This window comes from Pseudomonas sp. B7 (assembly GCF_016735645.1).
Lineage (GTDB): Bacteria > Pseudomonadota > Gammaproteobacteria > Pseudomonadales > Pseudomonadaceae > Aquipseudomonas > Aquipseudomonas glycinae.
In genome coordinates this window covers 353,176-372,656 of sequence record NZ_JAERRE010000006.1, presented here as the reverse complement: position 1 = coordinate 372,656, position 19,481 = coordinate 353,176, and the positions used below count along the sequence as shown (strand labels likewise).

The following is a 19,481-nucleotide window of genomic DNA, read 5'->3' as shown; positions in this document are numbered from 1 at the left end:
CCGAAGTTGTTGTTGAAGTGTAAGTAGGTACTGGCGGTGGATGTCCCGCACGCCATGCGGACAATTAATTGAATTCTCGCCAAGCAGGGCGGGAAATATCATTTCAGGAATAATCAATGAAGATGGCGAAGGCCCCAGCCACCGCTCCCTTATTCAAGGCATTAGGTGACTATAAAAGCATTCTGATCAGCGTCGGATGCTTTACCGCACTGATTAACGTGCTGATGCTGGTGCCCTCCATATATATGCTTCAGGTCTACGACCGGGTGCTGTCTTCGCAAAACGAAACCACCCTGGCGATGCTGTCGCTGATGGTCGTCGGTTTCTTCGCCTTCATTGGTCTGCTGGAGGTGGTGCGCAGCTTTATCGTGATCCGCATCGGCAGCCAGCTCGAGCGCCGTTTCAATCTGCGGGTCTATCAGGCGGCGTTCGAGCGCAACCTGTTCAAGGGCGAGGGTAACGCCGGGCAGTCCCTGGGTGACCTGACCCACATTCGCCAATTCGTCACCGGGCCTGCGCTGTTCGCATTCTTCGATGCACCGTGGTTTCCGGTTTATCTGTTCGTGATTTACCTGTTCAACGTCTGGCTCGGCGTGCTGGCCACGGCGGGAGCGCTGCTGCTGATCGCGCTGGCATGCCTGAACGAATACATGACCAAGAAGCCACTGGGCGAAGCCGCCGGCTTCTCGCAGAAATCCAGCCAATTGGCCACCAGCCACCTGCACAACGCCGAAACCATTCAAGCCATGGGCATGCTCGGCGCCTTGCGCAAGCGTTGGTTCCAGGTGCATTCGCGCTTTCTCGGCCTGCAAAATCAGGCCAGCGACACCGGCGCGGTGATCAGCTCGCTGAGCAAGACCCTGCGTCTATGCCTGCAATCGTTGGTGTTGGGCCTCGGCGCACTGCTGGTGATCAAGGGCGACATGACCGCCGGGATGATGATCGCCGGCTCCATCCTGATGGGCCGGGTGCTGAGCCCGATCGATCAGTTGATTGCCGTGTGGAAGCAGTGGAGCGGGGCGAAGCTGGCTTACCGTCGCCTCGATGCGTTGCTGCAAGCCTTCCCGCCGAGCGATGACGCCATGGCGCTGCCGGCGCCGAAAGGCCAGATCACCTTTGAACAAGTCAGCGCCGGCCCTCCGGGTCAGCGTGCCGCGACCTTGCATATGGTCAACTTCAACCTGGCGGCCGGTGAAGTGCTCGGCGTGCTCGGAGCTTCCGGCTCCGGCAAATCGACCCTGGCACGTGTGTTGGTCGGCGTATGGCCGGCCCTTGGCGGCACGGTGCGTCTGGACGGCGCCGACATCCACCGTTGGAACCGCGATCAGCTCGGCCCGTACATCGGCTACCTGCCGCAGGACATCGAACTGTTCAGCGGCAGCATCGCCGAGAACATCGCCCGCTTCAGTGAAGCCGATCCGCAAAAGGTCGTGGCTGCCGCGCAACAGGCCGGCGTGCACGAACTGATCCTGCGCATGCCGCAAGGCTACGACACGCAATTGGGCGAGGACGGCAGCGGTTTGTCCGGCGGCCAGAAACAGCGCGTGGCACTGGCCCGTGCGTTGTACGGCAACCCGAGCCTGGTGGTGCTGGATGAACCTAACTCCAACCTCGACACCGTCGGCGAAGCCGCGCTGTCCAGCGCGATCGTGCAGCTCAAGGCCCAAGGCACGACTGTAGTGCTGGTGACCCACCGTTCTTCGGTGCTGGCCCAGGCCGACAAGCTGCTGGTGCTCAACGACGGTCGCCTGCAAGCCTTCGGCCCGAGCCACGATGTGCTCAAGGCACTGTCCGGCAATCAGCCCGGCAACCAGCCACAACAAAATGAAAAACCTGCGCAAGCACCGGCCGGGCTCAGCATGAGCCGCCAGTATCAGCCGACGACAAGGAATTCGGGTGTATGAGCAGCGCGAGCATGAACACGCAAAACGAAGCCACGATGGAAAACGACTACATCACCGAACGCCCGGAGCGCGATGCGAAGTTCTTCGCCCGCATGGGCTGGATTCTGGCGCTGGTCGGTGCCGGCAGTTTCTTTACCTGGGCGGCATTGGCGCCGCTGGATCAAGGCATTCCGGTGCAAGGCACGGTGGTGGTGTCGGGCAAGCGCAAGGCCGTGCAGTCGATGAGCAGCGGCGTGGTCAGCCGGATTCTGGTGCGCGAAGGCGAAATCGTGAAGCAGGGCCAGCCGCTGTTCCGCCTCGACCAGACTCAGGTCGCCGCCGACGTGCAGTCGTTGCAGGCGCAATACCGCATGGCCTGGGCCAGCCTGGCGCGCTGGCAGGCCGAGCGTGACAACCTCAAGCAAGTGACCTTTCCGGCAGAACTGAGCGATAACGCCGATCCGCGCCTGGCGCTGGTGCTGGAAGGCCAGCGGCAACTGTTCAGCAGCCGCCGTGAAGCGTTTTCCCGCGAGCAGGCCGCCCTGCGTGCCAGCATCGAAGGTGCCACTGCGCAACTGGCGGGCATGCGCCGCGCCCGTACTGACCTCAACGCGCAGGCCGACTCGCTGCAACAGCAGTTGAGCAATCTGCAACCGCTGGCCGACAACGGCTACATCCCGCGCAACCGCTTGATGGAATACCAGCGTCAGCTGTCGCAGGTTCAGCAGCAACTGGCCGAGAACACGGGCGAAAGTGGCCGGGTAGAGCAGGGCATTCTCGAGTCCCGCCTGAAGCTGCAACAGCACGGCGAGGAGTACCAGAAGGAAGTCCGCACTCAACTGGCCGACGCGCAACTGAAAAGCGTCACGCTGTCGGAGCAACTCACCTCCGCCGGTTTCGACCTGCAACACAGCGAAATCCTTGCCACCGCCGACGGCGTGGCAGTCAACCTCGGCGTACACACCGAAGGCGCCGTGGTGCGTCAGGGCGAAACCCTGCTGGAAATCGTCCCGCAAGGCACGCGCCTGGAAGTCGAAGGCCACCTGCCGATCAACCTGATCGACAAGGTCGGCACGCACTTGCCGGTCGACATCCTGTTCACCGCCTTCAACCAGAGCAAGACGCCACGGGTGCCCGGCGAAGTCAGCCTGATTTCCGCCGACCAGATGGTCGACGAGAAAACCGGCGTGCCGTACTACGTGTTGCGCAGCAGCGTCAGCGATCAGGCCATGGAAAAGCTCAATGGCCTGGTGATCAAACCCGGCATGCCGGCGGAAATGTTCGTGCGCACTGGCGAACGTTCACTCCTCAACTACCTGTTCAAGCCGCTGCTCGACCGCGCCGGTTCCGCGTTGACCGAAGAATAAGGATGTTCGGCTGTATGAATAAGCTTTCCATGCTGGCTGCAGCGCTCGCGCTGCTTGCGGGCAACAGTGCAGTGGCGGCCATGGGGCCGTTCGAGATCTACGAACAGGCGTTGCGCAATGACCCGGTGTTCCTCGGCGCGATCAAGGAGCGCGACGCCGGCCTTGAAAACCGCGCCATCGGCCGCGCCGGCCTGTTGCCGAAACTGGGTTACAACTACAACAAGGGTCGCAACTCGTCGAAGGCCACGTCCCTCGACGAACGCGCGCGCAATCGCACCGATGAGCGTAATTACAACAGCTACGGCTCGAGCCTGACCCTGCAACAACCGTTGCTCGACTACGAAGCCTACGCGGCCTATCGCAAGGGCGTGGCCCAGTCACTGTTTGCCGACGAAAACTTTCGCGGCAAGAGCCAGGAGCTTCTGGTTCGAGTACTGGATAACTACACCAAGGCCTTGTTTGCCCAGGATCAGATCGACATCGCGCAGGCCAAGAAGAAAGCGTACGAGCAGCAGTTCCAGCAGAACGAGCACATGTTCAAGCAGGGCGAGGGTACTCGTACGGACATCCTTGAAGCCGAGTCGCGTTACGAACTGGCGACCGCCGAGGAAATCGAGGCCCGCGACGAGCAGGATGCCGCGCTACGGGAGCTGGGCGCATTGGTAGGCGTGCCGGCGATGGACATCAGTGACCTGGCCCCGTTGGATCAGAACTTCCAGACCTTTGCCTTGATGCCGGCCAACTACGACACCTGGCACGAGCTGGCGGTCAGCAATAACCCGAACCTTGCGTCCCAGCGTCAGGCGGTTGAAGTGGCGCGGTACGAAGTCGAGCGCAACCGCGCCGGGCACCTGCCGAAAGTCAGCGCTTACGCCACGATGCGCCAGAACGAGTCGGAAAGCGGCAACACCTACAACCAGCGTTACGAAACCAACACCATCGGTTTCGAAGTCAGCGTGCCGTTGTATGCCGGTGGCGGCGTGTCGGCTTCGACCCGTCAGGCCAGCCGCACCATGGAACAGGCCGAATACGAACTGGACGGCAAGACCCGCGAGACGCTGATCGAATTGCGCCGGCAGTTCAGTGCGTGCCTGTCCGGGGTCAATAAATTGCGCGCCTATCAAAAGGCCCTGGCCTCGGCCGAAGCGCTGGTGGTGTCGACCAAACAGAGCATTCTCGGCGGCGAGCGCACCAACCTCGACGCCCTGAACGCCGAACAACAGCTGTTTACCACCCGCCGTGATCTGGCCCAGGCCCGCTACGACTACCTTATGGCTTGGACCAAATTGCATTACTACGCGGGCACCTTGAGCGAACAGGATTTGGCGCGGGTGGATGAGGCGTTCGGACAGGGTCCACGGACGCAATAACACCGTAGCTTCAACGCAAAAAGCTTCGACCCAAAACAACAAAAAGAGTGGTGAACATGGACGTACGCATCAAGCCGATTTCGGTCGGCACCCTGCTGCTTGTGATTTCTGCAACCCAGGCTCAGGCCCAATACCTCGAAGCCGGGAAACCCGGCGATCCCGCCAGTTGGCGCAGCGCTGAATTTCTGCGGGACTGGGGCCTGGACCGGATGCAGGCCGATCAGGCCTATGCCGCCGGCATCACCGGCAAAGGCGTGAAAATCGGCGCGCTGGACTCCGGTTTCGACGCCGCCCATCCCGAGTTCGCCCATGACCGTTATCACCCGGTACTGGCCAGCGGCAGTTACATCGACGGCTCGCTGTTCAACGTCAATGGCACCCTCAACCCGAACAACGATTCCCACGGCACCCACGTGGTCGGCACCATGGGCGCGTCTCGCGATGGCACCGGCATGCATGGTGTCGCGTACAACGCGCAAATCTACGTCGGCAACACCAACAAGAACGACAGTTTCCTGTTCGGCCCCAACCCTGATCCGCGCTACTTCAAAGCGGTGTACGACGCCCTGGCCGATGCCGGCGTGCGGGCGATCAACAACAGCTGGGGCAGCCAGCCGCCGGACGTCAGCTACCGAACCCTCGCGGATCTGCACGCCGCGTACGCCCAGCACTGGAACAAAGGCACCTGGCTGGATGCGGCGGCGGACGTCTCCCGTCGTGGCGTGATCAACGTGTTCAGCGCAGGCAACAGCGGCTACCCGAATGCCAGCGTGCGCTCGGCGCTGCCGTACTTCCAGCCGGATCTGGAAGGCCATTGGCTGGCGGTTTCCGGACTCGACCAAAGCAATCAGCAGAAGTACAACCAGTGCGGCATCGCCAAATACTGGTGCATCACCACGCCCGGGGCGAAGATCGACAGCACCATTCCCGACGGCGGTTACGCGATCAAATCCGGCACCTCCATGGCCGCCCCTCACGCCACCGGCGCACTGGCGTTGGTGATGGAGCGCTATCCGTACATGAACAACCAGCAGGCTCTCGAAGTGCTGCTGACCACCGCCACTCAACTCGACGGCTCGGTGACCGACGCGCCGACCGAGCGAGTCGGCTGGGGCGTGGCCAACCTGTACCGGGCGATGCGCGGGCCGGGGCAGTTGCTCGGGGCGTTCGACGCCCATCTGGCGGCCGGACAGAGCGATGTCTGGAGCAATGACATCAGCGACAAAGCACTGATCCAGCGCCAGAGCGAAGACCTTGCCGAGCACAACGCCTGGCAGCAAACCCTGCAGAACAGGGGCTGGCAGAACGGCGTGCCGGCCGGTGCCAGCCAGCAGGATCAGACCGATTACGCCGTGGGCATGGCTCGCGATGCAGCGGCGGCCGGTCGGGTTTATCAAGGCAGTCTGATCAAGTCCGGTGACGGTCGACTGATTTTGACCGGTGAAAACACTTATCGCGGGCCGACCACGGTCAATGGCGGTCTGCTGACGGTGAACGGTTCGCTGACCTCGACCGTGACCGTCAATGACGGTGGTACCCTCGGCGGCTCCGGACGGATCGGCGCACTGACCGCCAACAGCGGCGGCCGCGTGGCGCCGGGCAATTCCATCGGCACCTTGAATGTCGCCGGTGACGTGACCTTCGCGTCGGGCTCGACCTACGCCGTGGAGTTGTCTCCCACCAGCAGCGACCGCATCGTCGCCGGTGGGACCGCCTCTATCAACGGCGCCACCGTGAGCCTGTCGCTGGAAAACAGCCCGACGTTGCTCAGCACCACCGAGGCCAGAAGTCTGCTCGGCCAGCAGTACGACATTCTGCAAGCGGCAGGCGGCATTCAGGGCCGGTTCGGTGCGGTGCTGCCGGATTATCTGTTCATCGGTGGCAGCCTGGCCTACAGCGACAACGGCATTGGTCTCAATGTCGAGCGCAACGCAACATCCCTCGCCAGCGTCGGCCAGACCCCGAATCAGCGCTCCGTGGCCACTGCCGTCGAAGGTCTGGGCGCGGGCAGTTCGGTTTACGAAAGCCTGCTGTTGTCGGCCACCGCCAGTGATGCGCAACAAGCCTTTCAACAGTTGAGCGGCGAAATCTACCCGGCCCTTGGCTCAGTGCTGATCAACGACAGCCGCCAACTGCGCGACGCCATCGGCGAGCGCCTGCACGATACGCAAGCCACGCAAAGCAACGGCTGGATCAAGGCCCTTGGCGCCTGGGGCACAATCGACTCGCGCCACGACACCGCCGGTTACAGCACCTCCATCGGTGGCTTGCTGGCCGGTGTCGACGGCGCGGTCGACGAGCAGACCCGCATCGGTCTGGTCACCGGTTACAGCGACAGCTCGCTGAGCATGGGGTCAGGCACGCATTCCTCGGCCAAGGTCGACAGCTATCACCTCGGCGCCTACGCCGGTCACGAGATTGGTGCCTGGCGCCTGAGCACCGGCGCGGCCTACAGCTGGCATCGCGCCGATGTGAAACGCGATTTGCAGTATGGCAACGTCAGCGCCAAGCAGAAAGCCAAAGTCGATGCCGCCACCACCCAGGTGTTCGGCGAAGCGGCTTATCGACTGAACCTGCAACCACTGGCTCTGGAGCCGTTCGCCAACCTGGCCTACGTGCACCTCGACACCGACGGTTTCACCGAGAAGGGCGACGCCGCCGCGCTGAAAAGTGGTGACGACCAGCGCGACGCGGTGTTGAGCACCCTCGGCGTGCGGGCGATCAAGACCTTCGACCTGCCGTCCGCACAGAAGCTGGAAGTGAGCGGACACCTGGGCTGGCAGCACAGCCTGACCGACATCGACTCCGAACAGCATTTGCGTTTCGCCAGCGGCAGCGCGCCGTACACAGTCGAAAGCTCGCCACTGGTGCGCGACGCTGCGCTGGTCGGCGTGCAGGCCAGTCTGGCACTGGCCCGCGACGTGCGGGTGAACCTCGATTACACCGGACAACTGGCCAGCCGCGAGAAGCAGCACGGCGTGGGCCTGAGCCTGAACTGGCAGTTCTGACTGATCGTTCCCACGCTCTCGCGTGGGAACACCTCAATAGACGGATTTTTCGCAACATCACTAAGGAAGGTCGCTGGATGAAAAACAACAATACCCCCGCGCAATCGGGTGGAGGCTTTCGCCTGAAAACTCTCAACGTCGCCTTGCTCTGCGCGATGGCCACCTGGGGCAGCGCGCACGCGGCGCCCTACGTGGAAAGCGGCCGGGCAGGAGATCCGGGCAGTTGGCGCAGCGCCGAATTCCAGGCTGACTGGGGCCTGGGCGCCATCGGTGCGGATCACGCCTACGCCGCCGGTTACACCGGCAAGGGCGTGAAGCTCGGGATCTTCGACCAGCCGGTCTACGCCGCGCACCCGGAGTTTTCCGGCAGCAACAAGGTCATCACCCTGGTGACTTCGGGGATCCGCGAATACACCGACCCGTACATCCCGGTCAAAGCCGGGGACGCATTCCGTTATGACGGTTCGCCCTCGGTCGGTTCCGACGGCAAGCTCGGCGCCCACGGCACTCACGTTGGCGGTATCGCCGCCGGCAGTCGTGACGGCGGGCCGATGCACGGCGTGGCGTTCGGCGCGCAGATCATCAGCGCCGACAACGGCGACCCAGGCCCGGAAGACGGCATCGTGCGCGGCAACGACGGCGCGGTGTACAAGGCCGGCTGGGATGCGCTGATCGCCAGCGGCGCGCGGATCATCAACAACAGCTGGGGCATCGGCATCACCGACCGTTTTGACCTCGGCGGCCGTGACCCTGCGTACCCGCACTTCACCGTCAACGACGCGCAATTGCAGTTCAACGAAATCCGCACACTGCTGGGCACCAAACCCGGCGGCGCCTACGATGGCGCAATCGCCGCTGCACGTAGCGGGATCGTGACGATCTTCGCGGCGGGTAACGACTACAACCTGAACAACCCGGATGCCATCGCCGGCCTCGGTTATTTCGTCCCGGACATCGCGCCGAACTGGATCACCGTTGCCGCCCTGCAAAAGAACCCGGATCTGGCCAGCGCCAATCCGTACATCATGAGTACGTTCTCTTCGCGCTGCGGCTACACCGCGAGTTTCTGCGTCTCGGCACCGGGCACGAAAATCTTCAGTTCGATCATCGAAGGCACCAACGCCGACAACCTGACCACGGGTTACAAGAACTACAACGGCACCTCGATGGCCGCACCGCACGTGGCCGGCTCCATGGCAGTGCTGATGGAGCGCTTCCCGTACATGACCGGCGATCAGGTCGCCAGCGTGTTGCGCACCACGGCCACCGACCTCGGCGCACCGGGCATCGACGCCCTGTACGGCTGGGGCATGATCAACCTGCGCAAGGGCATCGACGGCCCGGCGATGTTCGTCACCGAGCAGGACATTCCCGAAGAGTTCCGCATCCAGGGCGCCTACGGCTCCGGCCAGTTCGTGGCCGATCTGCCGGGCATCGGCGCGATCATCGATGCGGGAAAACCCACCGAGCGCGTGTGCAACGACATCACCTGCGGGCTCGACACCTGGCGCAACGACATTTCCGGCCATGGCGGTTTGACCAAGCAGGGCATCGGCACCCTGGTGCTGACCGGTAACAACACCTACAGCGGCCCGACCCTGGTCAATCAGGGGCGACTGGCAATCAATGGCTCGCTGCAATCGGCGGTGACAGTCAATGACGGTGGCATCCTCGGCGGTAACGGCCGGATCGCGGCGCTGACCGCCAACCGCGGCGGTACCGTGGCGCCGGGCAACTCCATCGGCACCTTGAATGTGGCCGGTGACGTGACCTTCGCACCGGGTTCGACCTATGCGGTGGAAGTGTCCCCGACCAGCAGCGACCGGATCGTCGCCGGCGGCAAAGCGCTGATCGAAGGCGCAACCGTGACCCTGTCGCTGGAAAACAGCCCGACGCTGCTGACCACGGGCGAAGTGAAAAGCTTGCTCGGCACCCAGTTCAACATCTTGCAGGCAGCGGGCGGCATTGAAGGGCAGTTCGGCCAAGTGCTGCCCGACTACGCGTTCCTCGGCGGCACCCTGGCGTACTCGGCAAGCGGTGTGCAACTGGACGTCGGCCGTAACGGCGCCTCGTTCGCCAGTGTCGGCCTGACGCCGAACCAGCGCGCGGTCGGCACTGCTGCCGAACGTCTCGGCGCCGGCAATGCGTTGTTCGAAACCCTGTTGCTGTCGCCGTCGGCCGCCGCTGCGCAGGATGCCTTCCAGCAACTGTCCGGCGAGATTCACCCGGCCATCGGCACGCTGCTGATCAACGACAGCCGCTACCTGCGCGATGCCGTAGGCGAACGTCTGCGTGAGCGCGATCTGTTCGATGCCGGCGCGCCGACCGATGACCGTAGCAACGCTTGGCTCAAAGTGCTGGGCGCCTGGGGCAAGAGCGATGGCGGGTCGAAATACGCCGATTCCACCAGCTCCATCGGCGGCCTGCTGGCCGGTGTCGACGGCTTGATCGCTGAAGATACCCGTCTGGGTTTCGTTACCGGCTATAGCGACAGCTCGTTGAGCATGGGCGAGGGGACACATTCGTCCGCCTCGATCGACAGCTATCACCTGGGCGCCTACCTGGGGCATCAGATAGATGCACTGCGTCTGACCGCCGGTGCGGCTTACAGCTGGCATCGCATCGACGTCAAACGCGACCTGCAGTTCGGTGGCGTCAGCGGCAAACAGAAAACCAAGCGCGATGCGACCACCGCGCAACTGTTCACCGAAGCGGCCTACGACCTGGGCCTGCAACCGATGAACCTGGAGCCGTTCGCCAATCTGGCCTACGTGCACCTCAACAGCGACAGCTTCACCGAGAAGGGTGATGCCGCCGCGCTGAAGGGCGGTGAAGACAACCGCGATGTGGTGTTGTCGACCCTCGGTGTGCGGGCCAAACGCACGTTTGCCCTGTCGGAGAAACACCAGCTGGAACTGGGCGCAAGCCTGGGCTGGCAGCACAATCTGAGCAGCGTGGATTCTGACAGTCACCTGGCGTTCGCCAATGGCAATAGTGCATTCACCGTGCAAAGTGTGTCGATGGATCGAGATGCAGCGGTGGTCGGCGTGCGCGCCGGGCTGGCGCTCAATCGCGATGTCCGGGTCAACCTGGACTACAACGGGCTGATCGGTTCCAACGAAAAGGACCACGGTGTGGGCTTGACGCTGGACTGGCAGTTCTAAGGGGTAACGGCAGTTCTTTCGAGAACTGCCGTTTTTAAAAGGAAGAGAGAGCACAACATGGGACTGTTCGATTACAAAAATGCCGACGGCAAAGCGCTGTACAGCGATGCCATCGCCCTGACGCTGTATGCCTACACGCCGACCGGGCAGGCCTTGCCCGGCACTGGCTGGAAGCCGATCGGCGCCACGGCGCTGGGCTATCAGGGCAAGGTCGGGGTGCAGGGCACGTTCTTCGGCGAGAAGGACGGCTTCACCAGCGCCGAAGCCGAAGTGCTCGGCAAGTACGACGCCGCGGGTAAGCTGATCGGCATCGGCGTGGCCTTCCGCGGCACCGGCGGGCTGGGTTACAGCGACACCTTCGGCGACATGAAAAACAACCTGCTGGCTGCCATTGGCCCGTCGGACTACGCCACTCAGTACGCGAAAAACGCCTTCGACAACCTGCTCAAATCGGTGGCCGCGTTCGCTGTCGCCCACGGCATTGCGGCCAAGGACGTACTTGTCAGCGGCCACAGCCTCGGCGGTCTCGGGGTCAACAGCGTGGCGGAGTTGAGCGCGAGCAACTGGGGCGGGTTTTTCAAGGACGCCAACTACATTTCGTTCGCCTCGCCGACCCAGAGCAGCACCGGCACGAACGTGCTGAACATCGGCTACGAAAACGACCCGGTGTTCCGCGTGCTCGACGGCACCACGTTCAGTACCGCGTCGATGGGCAAGCACGACAAACCGCACGATTCGACCACTGACAACATCGTCAACTTCAACGACAACTACGCGTCCACCGCGCAGAATCTGGTGCCGTTCAGCATCGCCAACCCGCTGAACTGGTCGGCCCACAGCTCGCTGGGGTATGCCGACGGCCTGAATCGGGTGATCGCGTCGAAGTTCTACGGCCTGACGCACAAGGACTCGACGATCATCGTCTCCAACCTTGAGGACGCGTCGCGGGGCAAGACCTGGGTCGAGGATCTGGGCCGCAGCGGCGAGCCGCACACCGGCAGCACGTTCATCATCGGCACCGACAGCGGCGACTGGCTCAAGGGCGGGGCGGGCAACGACTTCCTCGAAGGCCTGGGCGGCGATGACCGTTTCCGTGATGACGGCGGTTTCAACATCCTGCTCGGTGGCCAGGGCCACAATACCTTCGAGCTGCAAAAGCCGTTGCAGAACTTCAGCTTCGCCAACGACGGCGACGGCACGCTGTACGTGCGTGACGCCTACGGCGGCATCAGCATGACCCGCGACATCGGCGCGCTAGTGAGCAAGGAGTCGGGTTCGTGGTGGGGCAGCAAGGAAATCACCTGGACCGTCACCGCCAAAGGCCTGGCCAACGGTGCCGAACTGACCCAGTACAACCATTCGCTCAGCGGCGGCGCCATGGGCGACACCCTCAAAGCCACCGCCGACGGCGACTGGCTGTTCGGCCTGGGCGGTAACGATCACCTGCAAAGCGACAAGGCCCACGTGACCTTCGTCGGCGGTGCCGGCAATGACGTGATGAGCGCGGTGGGTGGCAACAACACCTTCCTGTTCAGCGGCGCCTTCGGTTTTGACGCGATCAATGGCTACCAGGGCAGCGACAAACTGGTGTTCATGGGCGTCGAAGGCGCGGGGCAGGGCTACGACTACAAGCAACACGCGTCGCAGTCCGGAAGCGATACCGTGCTGAAGATTGGCGACTTTGCCGTGACGCTGATCGGGGTCGGTGTGGCTAACCTGTCGGATTCGAGTTTCGTCTTCGCCTGACAAACGAAAGTTGTACTGAAATGCTCCGGGGCGCCTCGGGAGGGGCGTTCTGGTTGTGAGCTATCTCTGAACAATTCCAACAAAAAGAGAGGCAACAGCAATGGGTGTGTATGACTACAAGAACTTCGGTACGGCGGAATCCAAGGCGCTGTTCAGCGATGCCATGGCCATTACGCTGTATTCCTACCACAACCTCGATAACGGCTTTGCCGTCGGTTATCAGCACAACGGCTTCGGCCTCGGTTTGCCGGCCACGCTGGTGACCGCGCTGATCGGCGGTACGGATTCCCAGGGGGTGATCCCCGGCATTCCGTGGAACCCCGATTCGGAAAAAGCCGCACTCGACGCGGTGAAAAAAGCCGGCTGGACCCCGATCACCGCCGCGCAACTGGGTTACGAGGGCAAGACCGATGCGCGCGGCACCTTTTTCGGCGAAAAAGCCGGCTACACCAGCGCTCAGGTAGAAATCCTCGGCAAATACGACGCTCAGGGCCATCTGACGGAAATCGGCATTGCCTTTCGCGGCACCAGTGGCCCACGGGAAATCCTGATTGGCGACTCCATCGGTGACGTGATCAACGACTTGCTCGCCGCATTCGGGCCCAAGGATTACGCCAAGAACTACGTCGGCGAGGCCTTTGGCAACCTGATGAACGATGTGGTGGCGTTCGCCAAGGCCAACGGCCTGAGCGGCAAGGACGTGCTGGTCAGCGGTCACAGCCTCGGCGGGCTGGCGGTCAACAGCATGGCGGACTTGAGCACCAGCAAATGGAGCGGGTTCTTCCAGGATTCCAACTACATCGCCTACGCCTCGCCGACCCAGAGCAGCACCGACAAGGTGCTCAACGTCGGCTACGAAAACGATCCGGTGTTCCGCGCCCTCGACGGCTCGACCTTCACCGGCGCCTCGCTCGGCGTGCACGACGCGCCCAAGGAGTCGGCGACCGACAACATCGTCAGCTTCAACGACCACTACGCCTCGGCGGCGTGGAACGTGCTGCCGTTCTCGATCGTCAACATTCCGACCTGGATCTCGCACCTGCCGACCGCCTATGGCGACGGCATGAACCGGGTGATCGAGTCGAAGTTCTACGACCTGACCAGCAAGGACTCGACGATCATCGTCGCCAACCTGTCGGATCCGGCGCGGGCCAACACCTGGGTGCAAGACCTGAACCGCAACGCCGAAACCCACAAGGGCAGCACCTTCATCATCGGCAGCGACGGTAATGATTTGATCCAGGGCGGCAGCGGCAACGATTACCTGGAGGGCCGCGCCGGCAACGACACCTTCCGTGATGGCGGGGGCTACAACATCCTGCTTGGCGGCTCGGGCAACAACACCCTCGAGTTGCAGACGTCGGTCAATAGCTTCGACTTCGCCAACGACGGCGCCGGCAACCTGTACATCCGCGATGCCAACGGCGGGATCAGCATCACCCGCGACATCGGCAGCATCGTCACCAAGGAGCCGGGCTTCCTCTGGGGCCTGTTCAAGGACGACGTGACCCACAGCGTCACGGCGGCCGGTCTTAAGGTCGGCAACAACGTCACCCAGTACGAATCGAGCGTGAAGGGCACCGGCGGTGCCGACACCCTCAAGGCCAAGGCCAGCGGAGACTGGCTGTTCGGCCTGGACGGTAACGACCATCTGATCGGCGGGGCGGGCAACGACGTGTTCGTCGGCGGTGCCGGCAATGATCTGCTGGAGTCGGGCGGCGGCGCGGATACCTTCCTGTTCAGCGGCGCATTCGGCCAGGATCGCGTGGTGGGTTACACCGCCAACGACAAACTGGTGTTCCTCGGCGTGCAGGGGGTGTTGCCGGGCGACGACTTGCGCGCACACGCCACGGCGGTGGGGCAGGATACGGTGCTGAAATTCGGTGCTGATTCGGTGACGCTGGTCGGGGTTGCGTTGAACAGCCTGAGTGCCGACGGAATCGTGATCGCCTGACGACAAGGTGGGGAGGGAGCGTATTCCCTCCCCATAGCAAAAGTGACTCGCCAGCCATTCCCTGACTCCAATCCCTGCACCAACAGGAAATGCGGCCTAAAGCCATGACGGCAACGTTCGTCATCTAAAGGTCGCCAACGAGTACAGGAGATTCACACGTGAAAGGTTTCAAGGGGTATATCGGTGTTGCGGGGCTTGTGCTGCTGTCGGCCAATGCCTGGGCCGATCTGCCTCACAGCTCGATTCTGAGCCGCTATGGCGTGACACCCGATCAACTGCCAGAGCCGGCCAAAAGCGAAGACGCCAAACCCGTCGAAAAAAAAAGCCGCTTTCATATCCAGCCCGAACAACCGTTCGTGACCGTTCGCATCGGCGAAGACAAAACGCCGGAGATGACCGGCAACCTGAGCATCGACCGCATGGCGCAGCAGGAGCGACAGCGTTGCCAGCGCTTGCAGGAAGAACTGGTTCGTCGGGGCGAGCGGCCCTTCAGTTGCGACGACTCCCTCCCGGGCATGGCATTACCCCGCTGATGAATGCAAAAAAGGCTGCGATCCCATAGGGTCGCAGCCTTTTTTGATGTTTTATCCGTCAGTCTTCTTTGCGCACCGTGGCCACTTCGTCGGCACGTACGCGGACTTTGGCGCCGGAAATATCCTTGAACTCGTAGAAGCCGTCCTCGTTTTTGGTATCGGGCATGTCTTCGGTCAGGTACTGGGTGCCGTTCTGCAGGGTGACCACCGTCGGGGTCGAGCAACCGGCCAGGGTCAGCAGCGCCGCAACAGCCAACGGGATCCCGAGAGTCTTGATTTTCATAAGCAGCATTCCTGTTCATTTCGACCATTGTCGGCCTCTAACGCGGTTGGTGCCATTACGCCGGGAAAAGTTCGATGGCCACCTGAAAAAAACCGCATTCAAGGTGCCATTGATCTTTTTCCGTTTGCGCCCGCCGGGGCGGGCTGGTATCTGTACGCATAACCAGTACTCGCTTGCCATGGCCCCGAAACCACCGTGACTGCCAATCCCCTCGACGACCCGTTCTATTACCTCAACAACTTCCGCCAGGTGCTTGATTGGCTTGAGCTTCGTTACGCCGATGTCATGAGCGAAGCGGAGCACGCCTTCATCCGCGACTTCAAGACACTGCCGCGCGGATCCCAGGGATTGCTGGTGCGGATGGTGATGCGCAAGGGCGTGCATTTTCGCGCCGGCAAGCTGAATTATCCGGAAATCGGCGACATCGCCGAGGCGGCGCAACCGCTGCTGGATCACGGCTGGCTCGATGAACAGGCGCCGTTGTCGATGGCGGATCTGTTCGAGGTGTTGCTCAAGGCCGAGATCCTGCAAGCCTTCGGCCCGGCCATCGACCAGCCCCGAGGCAAGAAAGTCGACTGGCTGCCGCTGCTGCACGACCGATTTCCCGAGCCCCGCAGTTTCCGGCAATGGTGCCCGGCGCTGGCGGACCGGCTGCTCAGCCTGACATTGATGGACCTGTGCGATCGTTTTCGCCTGATGTTCTTCGGCAACCTCTATCAGGACTGGTCGGAGTTCGTGCTCGCCGATCTCGGCATCTTCACTTATGAGAAAGTCGAATTCAGCGCCGATTCCCGGGGCTTGCGCAGCCGCGCGGACGTCGACGCCTGCCTGTTTCTGCACGACTGCCAGCTGTATTTCGAAGCCGGCGAGCCGCTGGAGCCGATCGTCGAACAGGTCGCGGCGCTGCATTTCGACAACCCGTGGCTGCAACGCCGGCGCGGCAAGCTGTTGTTCCAGATCGGCCAATACTGCGAGCGCCTCGGCGAATTCGCCCTGGCCCTGAAGATCTATCGCGACTGCGCCTATCCCGGCGCCCGATTGCGGATGATCCGCGTGCTGAAGCGCAGCGCCGAATATGCGCTTGCCCTGGAACTGGCGGTTCTCGCCGAGCAGGCGCCGGAAACCGCCACCGAACAGCAGGGCCTGCAACGGGTGTTGCCGCGCTTGCGGCGCAAGCTCGGCGGCCCACCGATCAAACGCACCGCGTCGGGCATGGTGGAGCGGCTGGATCTGCACCTGCCGCGTCTCGATCCGGCGTTGTCGGTGGAGTATCACGTTCAGGCGCACCTGCACGAAGAAACGGGCCCGGTGCATTACGTGGAAAACAGCCTGATCAACTCACTGTTCGGCCTGCTGTGCTGGCCGGCGATCTTCGCGCCGTTACCGGGCGCGTTCTTTCACCCGTTCCAGCGTGGCCCGGTGGATTTGCTCAATGAAGACTTCCAGCTCCGACGCACCGAGCTGTTCCAGGCCTGTCTGGCCGAACTTGACGATGGCCGTTATGCCGACACCATCCGCGCGCGGTTCGCCGCCAAATGGGGCGTGCAGTCGCCGTTCGTCTTCTGGGGCGCGCTCAATGAAGAACTGCTGGAGCAGGCTTTGGCCTGCCTGCCGGCCGAACACCTCAAGCACTGGTTCAGCCGTCTGCTGCTGGACATCAAGGCCAATCGCGCCGGCATGCCCGACCTGATCCAGTTCTGGCCGCAGCACAAGACCTACCGGATGATCGAAGTCAAAGGCCCGGGCGATCGGCTGCAAGACAATCAATTGCGCTGGCTGGAGTTCTGCCACACGCACCGGATGCCGATCGCCGTATGTTACGTGCAATGGGCGGAGCAGGGCGCTTGAGCTACAGCATCGCGGTGCGGGCGCTGTGCGAATTCACCGCGAAAACCGGTGACCTCGACCTGCGCTTCACCCCGTCACCGACTGCGCTGGAGGGCATCGCCGGGCATCGCACCGTGGCGTCCCGGCGCAACGACGCCTACCAAAGCGAAGTGGCGCTGGAGGGCGCATTCGGGCCATTGAAGGTCAAGGGTAGGGCGGATGGCTACGACCCGAAGCAGAACTGCCTGGAAGAAGTCAAAACCTACCGCGGCGACCTGAGCAAGCAACCGGCCAATCACCGTTCGTTGCATTGGGCCCAGGCAAAAATTTACGGCTGGTTGATGTGCTGTCGATTGCAGCTTGAGCAGATCAATCTGGCGCTGGTGTATTTCGACATCGTCACGGAAAAGGAAACCTGTCTGGTCGAAGCGTTCAGCGCCGATGCGCTGCGGCAGTTCTTCGAACAACAGTGCGGTTTGTTCCTGGCGTGGGCCGAACAGGAAATGGCCCACCGCGAAGCGCGCAACCGGGCGGCGCAGCAGCTGGGGTTTCCCCATGCCGCGTTTCGCCCCGGCCAGCGTCACCTCGCCGAATCGGTGTTCAAAGCCGTCAGCACCGGCCGCTGCCTGATGGCCCAGGCCCCGACCGGGATCGGCAAGACCCTCGGCACCCTGTTTCCGATGCTCAAGGCGATGGCGCCGCAGCAACTGGACAAGGTCTACTTCCTCACCGCCAAGACACCCGGACGCAAACTGGCGCTGGATGCGGCGCAAGTGCTGTTCGATCACAGCGAAACCTTGCCGCTGCGGGTGCTGGAAATGGTCGCCCGGGACAAGGCCTGCGAACACCCGGACAAGGCTTGCCACGGCGAATCCTGCCCGTTGGCCCAAGGCTTTTACGACCGTTTGCCCGCTGCCCGCGAAGCCGCCAGCCAATTGCGTCTGCTGGATCAGGCCGCACTGCGTGAAGTCGCGGCGCAGCATGCGGTGTGCCCGTATTACCTGAGCCAGGAAATGGCCCGCTGGGCCGACGTGGTGGTGGCGGACTACAACTACTACTTCGATTTCAGCGCGCTGCTGTTCGGTCTGGCTCAGTTCAATCAATGGAACGTTGCGGTGCTGGTCGACGAGTCGCATAACCTGGTCGAGCGCGGGCGGCAGATGTACAGCGCGACGCTCGATCAGGCAACACTGGGCAGTGTGCGCAAAACCGCGCCCGAGGCCTTGAAAAAGTCGTTGCAACGGGTCAATCGCGAATGGAACGCCCTGCACAATGACCAGTTGGCGCCGTATCAGGCCTACGACAAGGCGCCGGAAAAACTGTTGCAGGCGCTCTCATCCTGCACGGCGAGCATCGGCGACTACCTCAACGATCACCCGCAAGGACTCGACAGCGGATTGCAGAATTTCTACTTCGAGATGCTGCAATTCGGTCGGGTAGCGGAACTGTTCGACGCGCATTACCTGTTCGACATCAGCAAACGTGACCTCGAACGCAAACGCCCGTTATCGCAACTGTGCCTGCGCAACGTGGTGCCGGCGGCGTTCATCGGCCCGCGCCTGACGGCGGCGCGCAGCAGCGTGCTGTTTTCCGCCACCCTCAGCCCGCGCCACTATTACGCGGATTTGCTCGGCACGCCGGCCGACACGGTCTGGATCGACGTCGAGTCGCCGTTCAGCGCCGAACAATTGCAGGTGCAGATCGTCAGCCGGATTTCCACGCGTTTCACGCACCGGCAAGCATCGCTGGAACCGATTGTCGAGCTGATCGCCCGCCAGTTCAGTGAACGTCCGGGCAACTACCTGGCGTTCTTCAGCAGTTTCGATTACCTGCAACAGGTCGCGCAGTTGCTGGCCGAGCGCCACCCTCACATCACCCGGTGGCAGCAATCCCGGGGCATGGACGAAGGGGCGCGTCAGGCGTTTCTCGATCAATTCACCGCCGACAGCCAGGGAATCGGCTTCGCCGTGCTCGGCGGCGCGTTCGGCGAAGGCATCGATCTGCCCGGCGCGCGGCTGATCGGCGCGTTCATCGCCACCCTCGGGCTGGCTCAGCTCAACCCGGTCAATGAACAGATGAAACGCCGTATGGCCGCGATCTTCGGCGCCGGCTACGACTACACCTATCTGTTCCCCGGCGTGCAGAAAGTGGTACAGGCCGCCGGACGGGTGATCCGCACCCAGCAGGATCGCGGCGTGGTGATGCTGATCGATGATCGTTTTGCCGAGGGCCGGATTCGGCAGTTGCTGCCGCGCTGGTGGCAAATCGATCAAGCAGAAGCGGCTGTCCATTCCACCGGTTTGACGCATACTCCTGTCATTGAGAATTTGCTTTGAGCCAAGCCTG

11 protein-coding genes are annotated in these 19,481 nt (G+C 62.6%); 10 read left to right on the top strand and 1 reads right to left on the bottom strand.

The window, feature by feature from the left end; translation table 11 throughout:
• The first annotated feature begins 116 nt into the window (after nt 1-116).
• The 8 genes from JKA62_RS16370 to JKA62_RS16335 all read left to right on the top strand — a co-directional run bounded on the left by JKA62_RS16370 (nt 117) and on the right by JKA62_RS16335 (nt 15,025).
• Nucleotides 117-1,904 carry a type I secretion system permease/ATPase gene (locus tag JKA62_RS16370; RefSeq protein WP_011334093.1) on the top strand — a complete coding sequence of 596 codons (1,788 nt, stop codon included), beginning with the start codon at nt 117-119 and terminating at the stop codon, nt 1,902-1,904.
• Nucleotides 1,901-3,250 carry an HlyD family type I secretion periplasmic adaptor subunit gene (locus JKA62_RS16365; RefSeq protein ID WP_011334094.1) on the top strand — a complete coding sequence of 450 codons (1,350 nt, stop codon included), beginning with the start codon at nt 1,901-1,903 and terminating at the stop codon, nt 3,248-3,250. The genes JKA62_RS16370 and JKA62_RS16365 overlap by 4 nt, the downstream gene beginning before the upstream one ends.
• Nucleotides 3,251-3,252: 2 nt before the next feature.
• On the top strand, nt 3,253-4,620 hold the full coding sequence (locus JKA62_RS16360; RefSeq protein ID WP_201818646.1) for a TolC family outer membrane protein: 1,368 nt from the start codon (nt 3,253-3,255) through the stop codon (nt 4,618-4,620).
• Between the two features lie 56 nt (nt 4,621-4,676).
• Nucleotides 4,677-7,628: an autotransporter serine peptidase EprS gene (eprS, locus tag JKA62_RS16355; protein WP_201818644.1), complete on the top strand. Its 2,952-nt coding sequence runs from the start codon at nt 4,677-4,679 to the stop codon at nt 7,626-7,628.
• Between the two features lie 77 nt (nt 7,629-7,705).
• Nucleotides 7,706-10,792, top strand: coding sequence for an autotransporter serine protease (locus JKA62_RS16350; RefSeq protein ID WP_011334097.1), 3,087 nt, complete (start codon nt 7,706-7,708; stop codon nt 10,790-10,792).
• A gap of 57 nt (nt 10,793-10,849) precedes the next feature.
• Entirely contained in the window at nt 10,850-12,538 is a 1,689-nt protein-coding gene (locus JKA62_RS16345; RefSeq protein WP_011334098.1) for a polyurethane esterase, read from the top strand.
• A gap of 100 nt (nt 12,539-12,638) precedes the next feature.
• A complete protein-coding gene (locus JKA62_RS16340) occupies nt 12,639-14,492 on the top strand; it encodes a polyurethane esterase (RefSeq protein ID WP_201818641.1) in 1,854 nt (617 codons plus the stop codon).
• A 158-nt stretch (nt 14,493-14,650) separates the two neighbouring features.
• The gene (locus tag JKA62_RS16335; RefSeq protein ID WP_011334100.1) at nt 14,651-15,025 is read left to right on the top strand and encodes a hypothetical protein; all 375 of its coding nucleotides are present in this window, start codon (nt 14,651-14,653) and stop codon (nt 15,023-15,025) included.
• A 58-nt stretch (nt 15,026-15,083) separates the two neighbouring features.
• Here the strand turns inward: JKA62_RS16335 and JKA62_RS16330 are convergent, their stop codons facing one another.
• The gene (locus tag JKA62_RS16330) at nt 15,084-15,308 is read right to left on the bottom strand and encodes a YgdI/YgdR family lipoprotein (RefSeq protein WP_011334101.1); all 225 of its coding nucleotides are present in this window, start codon (nt 15,306-15,308) and stop codon (nt 15,084-15,086) included.
• Between the two features lie 195 nt (nt 15,309-15,503).
• Between JKA62_RS16330 and JKA62_RS16325 the strand changes: the two genes are divergently transcribed.
• Both JKA62_RS16325 and JKA62_RS16320 read left to right on the top strand, forming a co-directional pair.
• Nucleotides 15,504-17,156, top strand: coding sequence for a VRR-NUC domain-containing protein (locus JKA62_RS16325; RefSeq protein ID WP_201818639.1), 1,653 nt, complete (start codon nt 15,504-15,506; stop codon nt 17,154-17,156).
• The gene (locus tag JKA62_RS16320) at nt 17,153-19,471 is read left to right on the top strand and encodes an ATP-dependent DNA helicase (protein ID WP_011334103.1); all 2,319 of its coding nucleotides are present in this window, start codon (nt 17,153-17,155) and stop codon (nt 19,469-19,471) included. The genes JKA62_RS16325 and JKA62_RS16320 overlap by 4 nt, the downstream gene beginning before the upstream one ends.
• Nucleotides 19,472-19,481: the final 10 nt, after the last annotated feature.